Annotated in this window: 15 protein-coding genes; 1 reads left to right on the forward strand and 14 read right to left on the reverse strand. The window is 36.8% G+C overall.

Annotated features, from left to right (window positions below; translation table 11 throughout):
- Positions 1-30: 30 nt before the first annotated feature.
- From UMU13_RS08440 to UMU13_RS08490, 11 genes are all read right to left on the reverse strand, one after another.
- On the reverse strand, positions 31-2,400 hold the full coding sequence (locus UMU13_RS08440; protein WP_328218414.1) for a tetratricopeptide repeat protein: 2,370 nt from the start codon (positions 2,398-2,400) through the stop codon (positions 31-33).
- On the reverse strand, positions 2,397-3,104 hold the full coding sequence (locus UMU13_RS08445; RefSeq protein ID WP_328218415.1) for a 7-carboxy-7-deazaguanine synthase QueE: 708 nt from the start codon (positions 3,102-3,104) through the stop codon (positions 2,397-2,399). Before UMU13_RS08445 ends, UMU13_RS08440 begins: the two co-directional genes overlap by 4 nt.
- Positions 3,097-3,456: a 6-carboxytetrahydropterin synthase QueD gene (queD, locus tag UMU13_RS08450; protein ID WP_273264846.1), complete on the reverse strand. Its 360-nt coding sequence runs from the start codon at positions 3,454-3,456 to the stop codon at positions 3,097-3,099. The genes UMU13_RS08445 and queD overlap by 8 nt, the downstream gene beginning before the upstream one ends.
- Complete coding sequence (locus UMU13_RS08455) at positions 3,449-4,171, reverse strand: pseudouridine synthase (RefSeq protein WP_328218416.1); 723 nt, start codon at positions 4,169-4,171, stop codon at positions 3,449-3,451. The genes queD and UMU13_RS08455 overlap by 8 nt, the downstream gene beginning before the upstream one ends.
- A complete protein-coding gene (scpB, locus tag UMU13_RS08460) occupies positions 4,147-4,665 on the reverse strand; it encodes an SMC-Scp complex subunit ScpB (protein WP_328218417.1) in 519 nt (172 codons plus the stop codon). The genes UMU13_RS08455 and scpB overlap by 25 nt, the downstream gene beginning before the upstream one ends.
- A complete protein-coding gene (locus UMU13_RS08465; protein ID WP_328218418.1) occupies positions 4,655-5,362 on the reverse strand; it encodes a segregation and condensation protein A in 708 nt (235 codons plus the stop codon). Before UMU13_RS08465 ends, scpB begins: the two co-directional genes overlap by 11 nt.
- Entirely contained in the window at positions 5,359-6,339 is a 981-nt protein-coding gene (trpS, locus tag UMU13_RS08470; protein ID WP_328218420.1) for a tryptophan--tRNA ligase, read from the reverse strand. The genes UMU13_RS08465 and trpS overlap by 4 nt, the downstream gene beginning before the upstream one ends.
- Positions 6,340-6,353: 14 nt before the next feature.
- A complete protein-coding gene (locus UMU13_RS08475) occupies positions 6,354-6,989 on the reverse strand; it encodes a site-2 protease family protein (RefSeq protein WP_328218422.1) in 636 nt (211 codons plus the stop codon).
- 210 nt (positions 6,990-7,199) lie between these two features.
- Positions 7,200-8,729: a DUF445 family protein gene (locus tag UMU13_RS08480; protein ID WP_328218424.1), complete on the reverse strand. Its 1,530-nt coding sequence runs from the start codon at positions 8,727-8,729 to the stop codon at positions 7,200-7,202.
- Entirely contained in the window at positions 8,710-9,621 is a 912-nt protein-coding gene (locus UMU13_RS08485; RefSeq protein WP_328218425.1) for a Ppx/GppA phosphatase family protein, read from the reverse strand. Before UMU13_RS08485 ends, UMU13_RS08480 begins: the two co-directional genes overlap by 20 nt.
- A complete protein-coding gene (locus UMU13_RS08490; protein WP_328218426.1) occupies positions 9,621-11,273 on the reverse strand; it encodes a Na/Pi cotransporter family protein in 1,653 nt (550 codons plus the stop codon). The genes UMU13_RS08485 and UMU13_RS08490 overlap by 1 nt, the downstream gene beginning before the upstream one ends.
- A 577-nt stretch (positions 11,274-11,850) precedes the next feature.
- On the opposite strand from UMU13_RS08490, the gene UMU13_RS08495 reads away from it, so the two are divergent.
- A complete protein-coding gene (locus UMU13_RS08495) occupies positions 11,851-12,036 on the forward strand; it encodes a hypothetical protein (RefSeq protein WP_328218427.1) in 186 nt (61 codons plus the stop codon).
- Here the strand turns inward: UMU13_RS08495 and UMU13_RS08500 are convergent.
- From UMU13_RS08500 to UMU13_RS08510, 3 genes are read right to left on the reverse strand one after another with little or no spacing between them, the layout of a single operon-like run.
- Positions 12,033-12,572, reverse strand: coding sequence for a hypothetical protein (locus UMU13_RS08500; protein WP_328218429.1), 540 nt, complete (start codon positions 12,570-12,572; stop codon positions 12,033-12,035). The genes UMU13_RS08495 and UMU13_RS08500 overlap by 4 nt on opposite strands.
- A complete protein-coding gene (locus UMU13_RS08505) occupies positions 12,541-13,134 on the reverse strand; it encodes an HD domain-containing protein (protein WP_328218430.1) in 594 nt (197 codons plus the stop codon). Before UMU13_RS08505 ends, UMU13_RS08500 begins: the two co-directional genes overlap by 32 nt.
- Positions 13,127-14,428 (reverse strand): phenylacetate--CoA ligase family protein, encoded by a 1,302-nt coding sequence (locus tag UMU13_RS08510; RefSeq protein ID WP_328218452.1) that lies wholly within the window; start codon positions 14,426-14,428, stop codon positions 13,127-13,129. The genes UMU13_RS08505 and UMU13_RS08510 overlap by 8 nt, the downstream gene beginning before the upstream one ends.
- Positions 14,429-14,430 lie beyond the last annotated feature (2 nt).

Consider the following 14,430-nt stretch of genomic DNA (forward strand, 5'->3'; position numbering starts at 1 on the left):
TTCACCTGCTGATAACAGTTTTAATAAATTTTACAAATATGATATCTTCTTTTTATCTTTCAAATCATTATCATCTGAACTATCAATATTTGTTTCAGATGAATGGGACGAACCCAAAGAATCAGGATTATCTATCTTAGCTTTAACATCTCTAAAGTTTTCATCGAGAAAGAATACTTTTTTGTAATAATTTAAGGCCACAGGAGCATTACCTCTGATTTCGTATATGTGAGCAATTTCATAAAGAGAATTTAACATCCTCTCCTTATCTGAATAATCTACAACAATAAGTTTGTGAATATTGATGGATTGATCGTAATTTCCCAATAACTTATAGCATTCTGCCATTAGATACAGGCTTTCATATCTTTTATTACTCGTTGCTGACTTTTTAAGCTCAGTTATGGCATCATCGTAAAGCTCCATTTCCATGTAAGCCATAGCCATATTATAGTGTGTTTCATAATCCCCGGGGTCTATCATTTCATTGATACTTTCACGAATAGATTTTGCAACATCCTTAAATTCGGAAGTTAAGCTGTTTATGTCCTCGCTTTTTTCTTCAGTTACTTCTTTGCTTTCACTTTCTTCACTGAAAAGAATAAGCTCTGTAGCAAGATTTTTAATTTCCTCATCATCAGGATATTGCTGTAGAAGTTCGTCCAAAGCAGAGTGAGCAGTGTCAAAGTCATTTCTGTCAATCAATTGCTTTATTTTTTCTATTTTTGTCTCTTTACTTTCTGAAGAGACCTCAATATCGGAATCCTCACTCTCCTGCTCAACCGGTGTTTCGCTGAAAATATTTCCCTCGTTCATTTCATTCAAATCAAAATCTTCCAGCTCATCAAGAGATTCTGATTCTTCATCACTTTTTTCAGTTTCGGGAGATTGTTTATCAGAATAACTTTGCTCATTGTGCTCTAATCCACTGATGTTATCTAAAGGTTCAGCTGATTCATTGTCAAATCCCGTTTCATCTTCATTACCTGAATTCCTGCCGGAGTCCAGATCATTAAGATCAAATTCCATATCCAAATCGGTATCTTCTTCCTCACTGTCTTTTTCGGTACTTTCTCCAATATCTGCATTATTTAGCTCCAAGCCGAAGATATCCTCATCTTCCATTTCTTCCTGAAGATCTACATCTATTGAATCCAGAAGGTTTTCTGATTTTTCTCCCATATCTTCAAAAGATGTCTGCTCCAAAAGGTCCCCGAAATCTTTAACATCATCGGACTGTGTCACATCTTCTTCATCTGCTTCGAAATCATTAGCATGGTTAAAGCCTGTTTTTTCAAGATCTGAAATAAACTGCTCCAGGTTGTCTGCTCTTTCATTATCTCCACGTTGATTGTATATGTCTTTAAGATGTCTGTATAAGTTTATTGTGGTATCTCTGTCTTCGCACTTTTCGGAAATTATTGCCATTGCATCCAGAATCTCTGTGTGATCTAAAGAGCTATAATATTTTTCAATAATATCCATTACTGAGTTGTCAAAATTATATTTAGGAAGATCAGCAATTTCTTCCAAAAGCTTCACTGTTTCATCATAATTTCTGTGATTTATCGTGTATTGAAGCAGATAATTGTAAATGGCTATATGATTATATTTATCTTTAATTTCCTCGAAAAATTCCGGGTCATCGTCATAATCCAGAAATTCGACAAAGTCACTGAAAAAGGACTCATCAAAATTTTCATGAAGATAGTTTATTCCATATTTACTGAAGAGCTCCTTATGCTCATCTGTATCTTTGTAATAAGGTATAATAAATTTAATACAATTTGTCAGGTCACAATCATTCTTTATGGCTGTATCTACAAGATTGCTTATTAGTTGTTCTTTATTATATTTATCTGCCAGCTCAAAGGCATGGTAAATAAATCTGTTTACTTCCTGCTGTTTGCCGTATTTGTCGAATTTTAAGATAATATTATAATAATTTTCAGCATTGCTTCTGTTGTACTCGGCTATCTCTTTTAAAATATCTACAGCTTTATCTTTTTCACCGCGCTCTTCATATATGTTACTCAATTCATAAAGCACATTAACATGCTCTGCCAGCAGACCTTTTTTGCTGTAGAGTTTCGAAATCTTACGATATAAATCCAGTTGGTCGGGAAAAAATCTTATTATTTTTCTGGTGACAGCGATAGCTCTTTCTGTGAATTTATCTTCTTCGAGTTTTTCCGCAAGATTCCTGTAAACTTCTATTGCTTTTGATTCGTTACCCATCTTGTAATGTATATCACCAAGAAGATTGTATGCTTCGAAATCATTTGGATTTTTATTTATTAAATTCTTACAGGTGCTCAGCGCTTTCTTAAAGTGACCCTTTGCATATAATGCCTTAGCCTGACTTATTGTGTCTGTCTTATGTTTACCAAATAATTTCATCTTATCTCCATAAATTTATGTGTTTGGGGGATAAAATAAGCATTTACTCCATTATCTTGCAAAAGATCAATTATATATTCCAGTTTATTATTATAACTTATATTATTCAGAGGTTGCAAGTATATTTCTTTTATTTTTGAATCCATTAAAAATTTAAGGGCAGCGCTCATTTCTATTTCAGTTATATTTTTACTTATTATAAGTTTAACATATGTTTTGCTTGTGTCAATTGATCTCAAAATTTTCTGAACCGACTGAAGATTGTTTACTCCAAAGGAACTATTAATTTTTAAATCAATACTGAAGATATCCACGATATCTTGTAATGCCAATAACTTATCAGAGTAAAAGCCGCTTGTTTCCAAAAAGATTCTGATCCCGGATATTCTTTTGACAGATTTAATAAAGTCTTTTAAAAAACCGAATTGATCCAGCGGTTCTCCGCCTGTTATGGAGATGCTGTGGAATGAATTAAGACCAAAGGCTTCTGTAATATTACCGGCTAAATCCACTGGTGAAACCGGATTTTGTATCTTTTTGTCTTTAATAATGAAAAAATCTTCCGCAGAGTAATCGGTATCACAGTTCAAGCAGTTTATGGAACAACCGGCGAATCTCACAAAGAGCTGTTTTGCTCCGACATATTTGCCTTCTCCCTGAATCGACGGAAAAATCTCTTTGATGTATCCAGAAGAATTATTCATAATACTCCGCAGCAGAATTATTGCTTTCCCATACAGTTACACTATCCATCCTATCTTTAAACCTGGACTTTAATTTCTTATAAATAAAATGTGCTATATTTTCGCTTGTGGGATTGACTCGTGAAAAATATTCATGATCGTTAAGGTATGTATGATCCAGAGTGTTAAGGATGTTTTTTACTTCTTTTTTCAACTCCCTGAAATCCACAAGCATACCCAGTTCATCAAGCTCTTCCCCCTTCAGGGAAACTTCAATCTGCCAATTGTGACCGTGAAGTTTTTCACAGTTTCCTTCATATTCCCTCAGATTGTGGGCTGATGAAAAATTATCAGTTACTTTAACTTTATACATTTGTAATCTCCATGATTTCGTTTTTTGTTAATTGCCTGAATTCACCTGGATTCAGGTCTTTTAGACCGACACACCCTATTTTTGTTCTGATTAATCTCCTGGTTTTTTTCCCGCAGTGATTAATCATATTTCTTATTTGCCTGTTTTTCCCTTCATAAAGTACAATTCTGTATTTTCTGTCAGCAAGTTTGTCGATTTTGCACGGCATATAGTTTGTTCCGTTGAATGTTATCCCCTGTTCAAGGAGTTTTATATCCGCTTCCGACAAGTTTTCATCGATATAAACTAAATATTCCTTGGGGATTTTATTATCGGGTCTTTGAAGTTTTTGTATAAAATGTCCGTCATTGCTGAACAATATGAGCCCCTCGCTGTTATAATCCAGCCTTCCCGAATAAGCCGGTTTTTTTCTGTTTAATTTATCGAAATCGGAGAGGCATCGCTTTTCCCCTTCCCGCTCATATGAGGTTAATACTGCCTTTGGCTTATAAAAAGCCCAATATTCTTTTGTTTTGGTTGCTATTAAATGGTTATCCAACATGACTTCATCGTTATCCCTGTCAACATATGTTGCCGGAGATGAAATTATTGCGCCGTTTAAACGAACACGACGTGAAAATATCGCTTCATCAGCTTTTCTCCTGGATAGAGAAGTATTGGAAGCCAAGAATTTATTTAGGCGAATTTTTGTCAGCTCTGTTTTAACTCCTGCCATTCTCTGAAAGTAGGTAATTCGGACAAAGTTTTCAAGTTAAAATACTCTAAAAAGTATTTGGTGGTACAGTACAGCATCGGTCTGCCCGGTACGTCTTTTCTCCCCATTACCCGTATGAGATTTTTATCAAGAAGCTGTCTGATTACACCTGCTGAATTTACCCCTCTTAATTCCTCAATTTCAATTTTTGTGACCGGCTGTTTATATGCTACTACTGCCACGGTTTCCATAGCAGCTTTTGATAGGTTTTCTGCCCTTTCACCAAAAAATGTGCTCAACTCATCGAATATTGCTGTGTCTGTAACCATTTGATAACCTTCTGCAACTTTCCGGATAAACAAACCTGTCTGCATATTATTGAATTCATGTGCAAACTCATCAAGTCGGTTTTCCATATTAATCGGGTCAAACATTTCTCTGAAAAATTTCAGGTTGAGAGGTTTGCCTGAAAGGAAAAGCGAGGCAAAAAACATCTGTTTTTCTTTATTCTGCATACTTTTTCACCAGTATTTCACCAAAGTTTTCTGTTTGAAGAGCAGTTATTACTTTTATCCTTACCAGTTCCAGTATTGCAAGCAACGCAACGACAACTTCCCTTTTGCTCCTGCAGACATTTAGGATTTCAGACCAGAAAATTTCATCTCTGTTTAACACAAAATCTTTCATCTGCTCAATTAAATCATCTATATCAACATTGTCATGTTCGATAACAACATTATCATCTTTTTCCTTCTCAATAAGTCTGAAAAATTCTTTGGCCAGACTCAAAGGATCTTCTTGATATGAATGCTCTTTGGGAAGATATAGTGTATCTCTGCGTGTCAGATATCTTTTGCTGAAAAATTCTTTCTGCCTGAGTGTCTCTGAAATATCCCTATAAAAAGAATATTCTATAAGTCTCTGGGTAAACTGATATTTTTCTTCTTCCGGGTCGATATCCTCTTCAAAAGTGGAAGTTTTGGGCAAAAGCATTTTTGATTTCAGATATGTCAGGTACGATGCCATATTTATAAATTCTGCAGCAACCTCCATATCCAGTCTTTCCATCTGCCTGACCGTGTCAACAAACTGATCGGCAATTGTTGAGATTGAGATGTCATATATATTCATTTCGTTTTTGTAGATTAAATGGATGAGTAAATCCAGCGGACCTTCAAAATTTGCTGTTTTTACATCGAGAAGATCTTTCATAGGTTCATTGCTTTTTTTGCTTCCTCTAATTTTATTGATGCAATTTTTTCGGCATATTCCTGGGATTCGGATAAATATTCGTATATATTGTCAATTTCTTTGTCAAGCTTATTGCGCTTTTCCTGGAGCGGCTCCAAAAATTCAAACAAATGTTTAATGAGAACTTTTTTGCAGTCTATACACCCTATGCCGGCATTTTTGCAGCCGTTTATTACCCATTCCTGCTCTTCTTTTGTGGAAAATACCTCATGATATCCAAACACGGGACAGATGAAAGGATTCCCCGGATCGGATTTTCTTTTTCTGTTTGTGTCCGTTTTCATCTGTTTTATTTTTTTCTCCACCGATTTTAAATCTTCAGAAAGCAGTATGGCATTATCGTAAGATTTGCTCATTTTTCTTCCGTCAGTACCCAGTAACTTGGAAGTTTTTGTAAGCAGCGCCTCAGGTTCAACAAAAACATCTGCGTTATAAAGATAATTAAAACGCCTGACAATTTCACGGCTTATTTCAAGATGGGGAACCTGATCCTTTCCCACGGGGACGTATTTTGCATCGTATATTATAATATCTGCAGTCTGCAGGACAGGATAGCTTAAAAAACCAATATTGGAAAGATCCTTATCGTTCAGTTCCTCTTTCATTTCTTTGTAAGTGGGGCATCTCTCCAGCCATCCAACCGGTGTTATCATATTAAGCAGCAAGTAAAGCTCAGCATGAGCAGAATTTTTGGACTGAATAAACAGAGTACTTTTTTTGGGATCAAGACCTGCTGTCAGCCAGTCCAGAAGCATTTCCCTTCTCAGTGTATGAAAATCGGGAGGCGTTTCATAGCCGGTTGTGAGTGCGTGCCAGTCAGCTATAAAATAAAAACATTCATATTTATCCTGCAAGCTTACCCAGTTTTGAAGTGCTCCGAAATAATGTCCTATGTGTAGCTTACCGGTCGGGCGCATGCCGCTTAATACTCTTGTCATTGGATGCTGACTCCTTAAGTTAATAAATTTATAAGAACATTGATAATAGGGAATACAACTCTGTCTATAACGTTTGTAAGCAGTAAAATTATTATAATAACAAAGCCGTACTGCTCTGTTTGTGAAAATTTATAAGCTGCGTTTAACGGCAGAAAAGACTGGAGTATTCTTCCTCCGTCCAGAGGAAGAATCGGGATAAGATTAAAAATACCTAAAGCTATATTGATTTGGATAGAGAAAAGAGCCATCAGTGCCAAGGGTACAATTACAGTTGAATGCAGTGACTGACTCACATTCAGATTAATGATTATGTTATATAAACCCGAAGACAATATTGCGGTGATAAAATTTGCTGTGGGTCCTGCTCCTGCAACAATAGCAGGTCCGTATTTTTTATTGTTTAGATTGGTGAAATTTACAGGTACCGGTTTTGCCCATCCGAACAACCTGGTAAGAAAAAGAACAAGCAGTCCAAGCGGATCAAGATGCTTGAGTGGATTTAAAGTTAAGCGCCCTGCTCTCTTAGCTGTATCATCTCCAAGCATATACGCTGCGTACCCGTGAGAGGCTTCATGCACGGTAATTGCCATGAGAAAAGGAACTGCTGCTATAGAAAGTTCTCTCAAAAAAGAATTAATGTCAAATTCCATGAATGGTTATTATCAGATTGTCCCTACACTGTCAATCTATTTAAATAAGTGAGATAGTGTTAAGTATTAAGTGTTAAGTTTTGAGTACCTTCTTCCATTTTGGTTATTTCACTGGACACAATATTTAATCTTTAATACTTATAAAACCCCTAATACCCCTAATACCTTCAACTACCCCTAAACACCTCTAACTACTTCTAAATGCACCTTTCAATACAGATAAAACAGAAGGCTCTGGATTGCTCCAAAAATAAAGCCGAGTATAAATCCAAGAATATTAATCCAGCGGAACTGATCTCTCATAAAAGAAAAAAGGAGATTTTCAAGTTGATTTAAATCCAATGAGTTTACTTTCTCTTCTACGATGCTGGTAAGATTAATGGCTCCAAGTACATTGATTATATGTTTATCGAGAATTTCGTTGATTTTATAAGTTAATGTTATTTTCAACTGTTCAAAAGTCGGCTCAGGAATTTTTTTGTAAATCTCCGATACCCGGATATCTTTCAGTATGGAGACAATACCGTCTGTTAGTGCGGCAGAGCTGCTTTTGCTTTCACTGAGTATCACCCTAATATCTATATTGTTTGAGAGAAGCTCATAAGGATCCACTCCTGCTGTTTTAAGAATACCACCGAATGTAAATCCGGAATATTTGTGATAATTACTGATAAAATAGGATTCCACTTTATTTATAAGTTCGTCTGATCTCAGATAGCTTTTCAGCCAGCTGTTAAAATCCATACGGATTTTATAAAATGTTTTAGGGCCTATCATTTCCACTATTTCATAAAAAGGCTTCTGCAAAGCCTGATCGATATAGTTTTCAACAGACTGCTCAAGTTTGGCAATAATTTCATCATTTTTACTTATTGCATTTATAATCTTTGGAAGCTCATCATTAACAATTTCTGTTATTGCATCTTCGTTCAGGAAAACATTAAGCATTCCCAGTTTAAGCTGATCAAAGAAGCCGCTTCCGAAGTAATTGTCTTTCAGTTCAATAAATTTTTCAATTATCACTTTTTTGGTTTTTTCATCACTCAACAGTTTTTTTAAGACTGCTATTCCTTTGTCAGTGAGTTGTTTTGAGATAGCGGTTTTCTTATTTAACAACTCTTCCGGAAGTATGTCCTGCAAAGAATTACCCGAATACACAGTATTATTTAATTTTGCAAAAATTTCATCAATGAGCAGCTCCTGCCAGTTCCCCCTGCTCATAATTTTACGAACAAAATAGCTGATTTTGTCTTCCATTCCTTCAATTTCAGAAACGGACTTCAGCAAAAAACTGTCGAGTATTTCACGTGCCACTCTTTGCAGCAGATCATTAATCACAGTTACAGCCTGATCGTTGGCTGTGGTGTTTAAAACTGTTCTGTTTATGACATCGTCGATATCAAGGCCGAAATTATCCATGATTTCATACAATGAGCCGTAATCCCTCTGAAGAAAGTTTTTCACCTCTTCGGAGACCGTGTAAGACAATAGATTCTGAAAATTTTCACTTTGGAGGGCTGATTTAATATCATCTTCTCTGATAAGTTCTTTACCCACCAGATTGGCAACTTCACCGGCAATTTTTTTTCTGTTTCTTGGTATTACACCCTGCCATCCAGCAGAAAACCAACGCCTTCTGTGCGGGCGGAAAAGCATTTTTATAGCCAGATAGTTGGTGAAATAACCGACAAAGCCTGTTACCAGTGGAGTCGTTAATAAACTAATCGTTTGCAGCTGCAATTACGATGCCCTCCCTCACTCCAAAATCACTTATTGTTACTTTATTTATACCTGCGATATCAAGAATACTAAGCATTATGATAATACCACCTATTATAAGATCTTCCCTTCCTTTCTCCAGGCCGGTCACTGATGTTCGCTTTTCAAGAGGCATTCCGGCCAACTCTTTTAATATACTTTTAATTTTTGAAATATCAATTGTGTATCCGTTAACTTTCCTGTAGTCGTAATCTTTAAGTCCCATATCGATAGCTGCAATTGTGGTAGCAGTACCCGCAGTAGCCACAGCTTTTTGAACGACTTCTTCAGAAAAGTAAAAATTACCAAGTACTTTTTTTACATGATTTTCAACTTTTTTTATTGTTTTTCCATCCACGATTCCACTGAAATCGTATAAATTGCTCAGTTTGACAACACCAAGTTCTGTGCTTTCAACAGTTTTCACTTTACCGTTTTCGACGAAAATAAGCTCGGTTGAACCACCTCCTATGTCAAAGATCAGCACGTTCTCGTCTGTGGTATCTATAGCTGCATTTACACCATTAAAAGTAAGTATCCCTTCATATTTTCCGTCTATCACACTTATATATATACCTTTTTTTGCAAGCTTATCCAAAAATTCAGAGGCGTTTTCAGCTTCTCTGACAGCACTTGTAGCTACAAATTTAAACTTATTGACACCAAACTCATTGATTATTTTTCTGAAAGAACTGAGTACTTCAACAGAATGATCTATATTTTCTTTTTTAAGTCTGCCGGTTTCGATAAGACCTTCGGCAAGTCTGGTAATTGTCCTCTCTTCGTGAACAATTTTTAACAGCTTGTCATCTTCTACATCGGCGATGATGAGTCTGAAACTGTTACTCCCGATATCTACACCGGCAGCAAGCATTACTCGCTTCCCTGAATGACCTGGGCTATATTGAAGCTGTGGTCGCCGGCTTTTTCCAGGTTGTTTAGTATATCTACGTACACAATCCCTGCGTCTACATTACATTTGCCCTCATTAAATCTTCTCATATGATTGTTCTTGAATTTTCGTTTGTATTTATCAATTAGGTCTTCATCCTGGGTATCGATATCTTTAGGCAGGTTTCCTTTATTGTATTCATCCAGAACATTACTGGAAAATCTTATAGTAACATCAAAAATTTCATTCATCTCATCAAGTGCTTCCTCGGAGAAGGATATTTTGTTGTCAATAATACTTTCTGTAAATTTGGCAATATTTTCTGCATGATCAGCAATTTTTTCAATATCATGCAGAACATGAAAAATGTTATTAATGACTTCCGAGTTTTTCTCACTTACAGACTTCTGGAAAAGTTTCACCAGAAAATCAGTGATATCTTTCTCAAGTAAATCCACAACATCTTCTTTTCGGTATATTTTATCTATAAGTTTGTGATCTCTTTGAAAGAAAGCCTCTTTGGACATTCTCAGCATATCAAGTGCTATATCCGACATGCGTTGAACCTCTTTTTGCGCCTGTGTAACAGCTAATTCCGGAGTATCGATCAGACGGTCATCGATAAATTTCAACCGCTGTTCCTGCTCATCCTCATCTTCCTTTATTAACCATTTGCATATGGAAGCCAGTGTACCTAAAATTGGGAGAAACACTATTGTATTGATTATATTAAACATCGTGTGCAGGTTGGCTATATGTCTGGCTATATAAGGGTTTTGTCCTGCAGCATTTATCATATTTGCATTACCCGGTGTTATTGAATCAATGAATCCCACGAAAGGTTTTAGAAGAATCAGCATATAGGCCACACCGACTACATTAAAAATCATGTGCCCCAGTGCAGCTCTCCTTGCGGCAGAATTGGTTCCTATTGCTGCAATGTTGGCGGTGAGCGTGGTTCCTATATTTTCACCCAGTACCAATGCGCTGGCTCCGTAAAAATCAATTAAACCGGTAGATGCCAGAGCAATGGTTATACCTATCGTGGCCGAGCTGCTTTGAACTATCATAGTCAGTATAGCACCAGCTGCCGCAGCAAGAATGGGTGTTGAAGAAAAAAGAATAAAAGCATTTCTGAACTCTTCACTGCTCCTCAAAGGGGCAAATCCGTCTTTCATAGTAGCGAGTCCCAGAAAAAGAAGACCAAAACCTATTAAAACTTCACCATAATAGTTATATTTCTTTTTCTTTGTAAAAAGCCTTAGGAATACACCGATTCCTATTGCAGGAAGTGCAAGTTTGGCAATCTTAAATGCTATCAGCTGAGCTGTAACGGTGGTGCCTATATTAGCTCCCAGTACAATGCTCAAAGACTGGGTGATGTTCATTAAACCGGCATTGACAAATCCAACTACCATAACAGTGGTTGCAGAGCTGCTTTGGATTATTGCGGTAATTCCCAGCCCGACAAAAGTGCCTATAAAGCGGTTTGTAGTCAGTTTTTCGAGAATTTTTCTCAAGCTGTTACCTGCTGATTTTTGCAGACCTTCGGACATCATTCTCATGCCGAATAAAAACAGCCCTAAACCTCCCACAAGTCCGTAAACAAGTGCTACCCAGTTAACAGAATCCATCCACTCCTCCCGGATAAATATAAATATTACTGAAAAATATATATGAAAAGTATATTAGATAAAACAATAATAATGAAGATATTAAAAAGTTATATGCAGTGTGTGATCGGAGCAAACAGGAACTGTTTGTATTTGGCAAATCAATTATCAATGTCTATCCTTTTAAAAAATTTCACACATATGTAATAAAAAATTTACAAAAATTTTACAAGTTTTTTTTATTTTTTATTCTTGCCATTTTCCAAGGTATTAGTAAAAATAATTTACTCAAGTTTCGCACTTACACTGTTTTCACGTCTTTGTTCACCCTGTTAAATATCAGCTTCGCTGATTGCCTGTGGCATTTAACAAGGCAGGGAGTGAAAACGACGAAGCAACCTCTCTGCTTTTCTTGTTTTGAGATTGCCACAACCCTGCTTCCACAGGGTTTCGCAAGGATGCCTATGGCTAGCACCAGTCTTTTAGACTGGTAAATATGTTTAACATTCTATATATTCGCTAGAAGCGAATGCTAGACAAAACGAAGTGCGAAACTTGAATAATTTATTAAAAAATAGTTTCCGGCAAATTAATACAGATGAAAAGCTCAAAAATATACGAAATATTTAATGATTATTTCCATACCCTGAAAAAAAGTTTTGGATACATATTTTATCTTTTTTACAGAGTATTGCCAAAGCCTTTGTGGATAGTTTTGTTCGTGATAGGTTTTTCTGGAAGGCTGATCGACAGGTTTATTGACAAAATATTCTGGAGACATTAACCACCAAGGAATACCGGAACAAAATTTGTTACCAGAAAAGCAAAAAAAACCAGCATAAACCCCACAACATACTCCAGTTTAGCAATTTTTGCCACAGCGTAGACTGCTAAACTCAAATACCAGCCCAGTAGTACAGCTGTATAAAAATCCAGAGTTTTTCCGGAAAGCAGCAAAGTCACTGCACCAAATATGTCCACGACTTCAAAGCCGAGAAAAACTCTCAAGTAGCCTGTGAACGTTGTCTCCTTCTTAGGTATCAGAAGATATAGAAATGAGATGAATATTAGTGACAAAAGGATATTCTCGATAAATCTGCCGGGATTGAAAAGAATAATTTTTTCTGTGGTGAAAACTTTTACTGGTATCGCAAGCATGAGTAAAAAGATAGTAATAAGATTATAGGTGAGCCTTTTGTCATGAAACAGTTCAAAAAAAGCTTTATTACTGAAAAAAATGAGTCTCAGACACAAAAGAAATGTGTATAAAAGACCGGGAGGTGTATAGTCACCAGTTTTTGTTGCCTTTTTGCCATTCATTACTCAGATTGTACCACCAGTGATAATATTTTGTACTTTTTATATTCTTGAGAATATCTTTCGCTGCAATAGTTTTCAACCTTTTTTCTGCAAACTTTAGCCAGTTTGCAGCCTGCTTATTACCTTTATCCAATGATTCTTTAATATGGAGTATTAATTCCAGTGTATCCGCATCTTTTGCCAGTTTTGCTTCAAAGCTTTCCTGAGCCTCATATTCATCGATGAATGACTTTATCGATTCACCAAAAGGCAAGCTGCCAGTAATATCCTCAAGAGCTTTTCTGTCATCAGAATTGACATATTTCTGATGAAGATAATTCAAATCACCCGTTCTGGATTCCTCAATATCATGAAACAAGCACATAAAAGTTACTTTGGAGATATCCGCACCGGTGATATTTGCCAGAGAAAAACCTATTACGGTAGTTCTGAATATATGTGATGATAGAAGCTGCTGCTCAGAACCCAGAAAAGCATCACCGCTTCTTGGGATTTTCTCGAAGATACCTGTTTCAAAAAAGAAATTGACGATACCGGCAAGTTCTTTATCGTTATTACTCATTTCTGGTGTCCACCACCCTGCTGGCTTTCCCTTCAAATCTTTCAATGGTTCTGGGTTCGACAAGTTTTATCTTAGGTTTTATACCCAGTACGGTGAACATCCTTTCCGTTAAACTGTCCAGCAGCGCTCTCTGTTTTTTCATTTCATCAAAAAACAGATGTTCTGAGATTTCAAGATTTATTTCCATTTGGTCAAGGTGACCTTTCTTCTTGACGAATATCATATAATGCGGTGTGGCATGATCAAATTCGGTTAGTACTTCCTCCACCTGAGACGGGAATACATTTACCCCGTTGACAATCAGCATATCGTCAGTTCTTCCGGAAGGTTTCTCCATTTTGACAAATGTACATCCGCACTTGCAGTTATCCCTGAAAAGACGGGTAATGTCTCTTGTCCTGTATCTGATAAGAGGCATCCCTTCTTTTGTCAAAGTTGTAAGGACGAGTTCTCCCAGTTCGCCTTCAGGAAGAGCTTCTCCCGTTTCCGGATCGATAATCTCGGCGTAAAAATGATCTTCATTTATGTGCAGGCCGTTTTTCTGAAGACATTCTCCTGATACGCCGGGGCCTATCACTTCGGATAAACCATAATTATCAGTAGCGATAACACCGAGCTTTGCCTCCACTTCTGCTCTTATCTTTTCACCCCAGGGTTCACTCCCCAGAAGGGCATATTTAAGATGGATGTCATCTGCAGTGAGCCCCTGTTTTTCCATAATTTCTGCTATATGTAAAGCGTATGAAGGGGTACATATAAGAGTGCTGCTCCAGTAATCCTGCATTATAAGCAGCTGTCTTCTGGTATTACCGCTGGAAACAGGGATAACACTTGCACCAATGTGTTCCGCTCCGTAATGAAGCCCGAAGCCGCCGGTAAAAAGGCCATAGGTAAAAGCAATATGTACAATATCATCTTTGGTAACCCCGCCTGCTGTCATTACCCTTGCCACCAAATCCTTCCAGGTCTCCAGATCCCTTTTTGTATATCCGACAACTGTAGGTTTACCGGTGGTTCCGCTGGAAGAGTGAATGCGGACAATATCTTTCAGTGGTACGGCAAAAAGTCCGTAGGGATAGTTATCCCGCAAATCCTGCTTGGTCGTAAACGGTAGTTTTGAAATGTCTTCAAGCTTTGATATTTCTTCAGGCTTTATGTTAAGTGATTTAAGCTGACTTTTGTAAAAATCAACATTCTCATAGGCTCTGTTTACTGTAGACTGTAGTCTTTCCAGTTGCAGCTGCTTTATATCATCCAAAGGCATAGTCTGTTCTTCTTTTTGCCACAGAAGCATTT

It is taken from the genome of Flexistipes sp. (assembly GCF_036172515.1).
Classification (GTDB): Bacteria; Chrysiogenota; Deferribacteres; order Deferribacterales; family Flexistipitaceae; genus Flexistipes.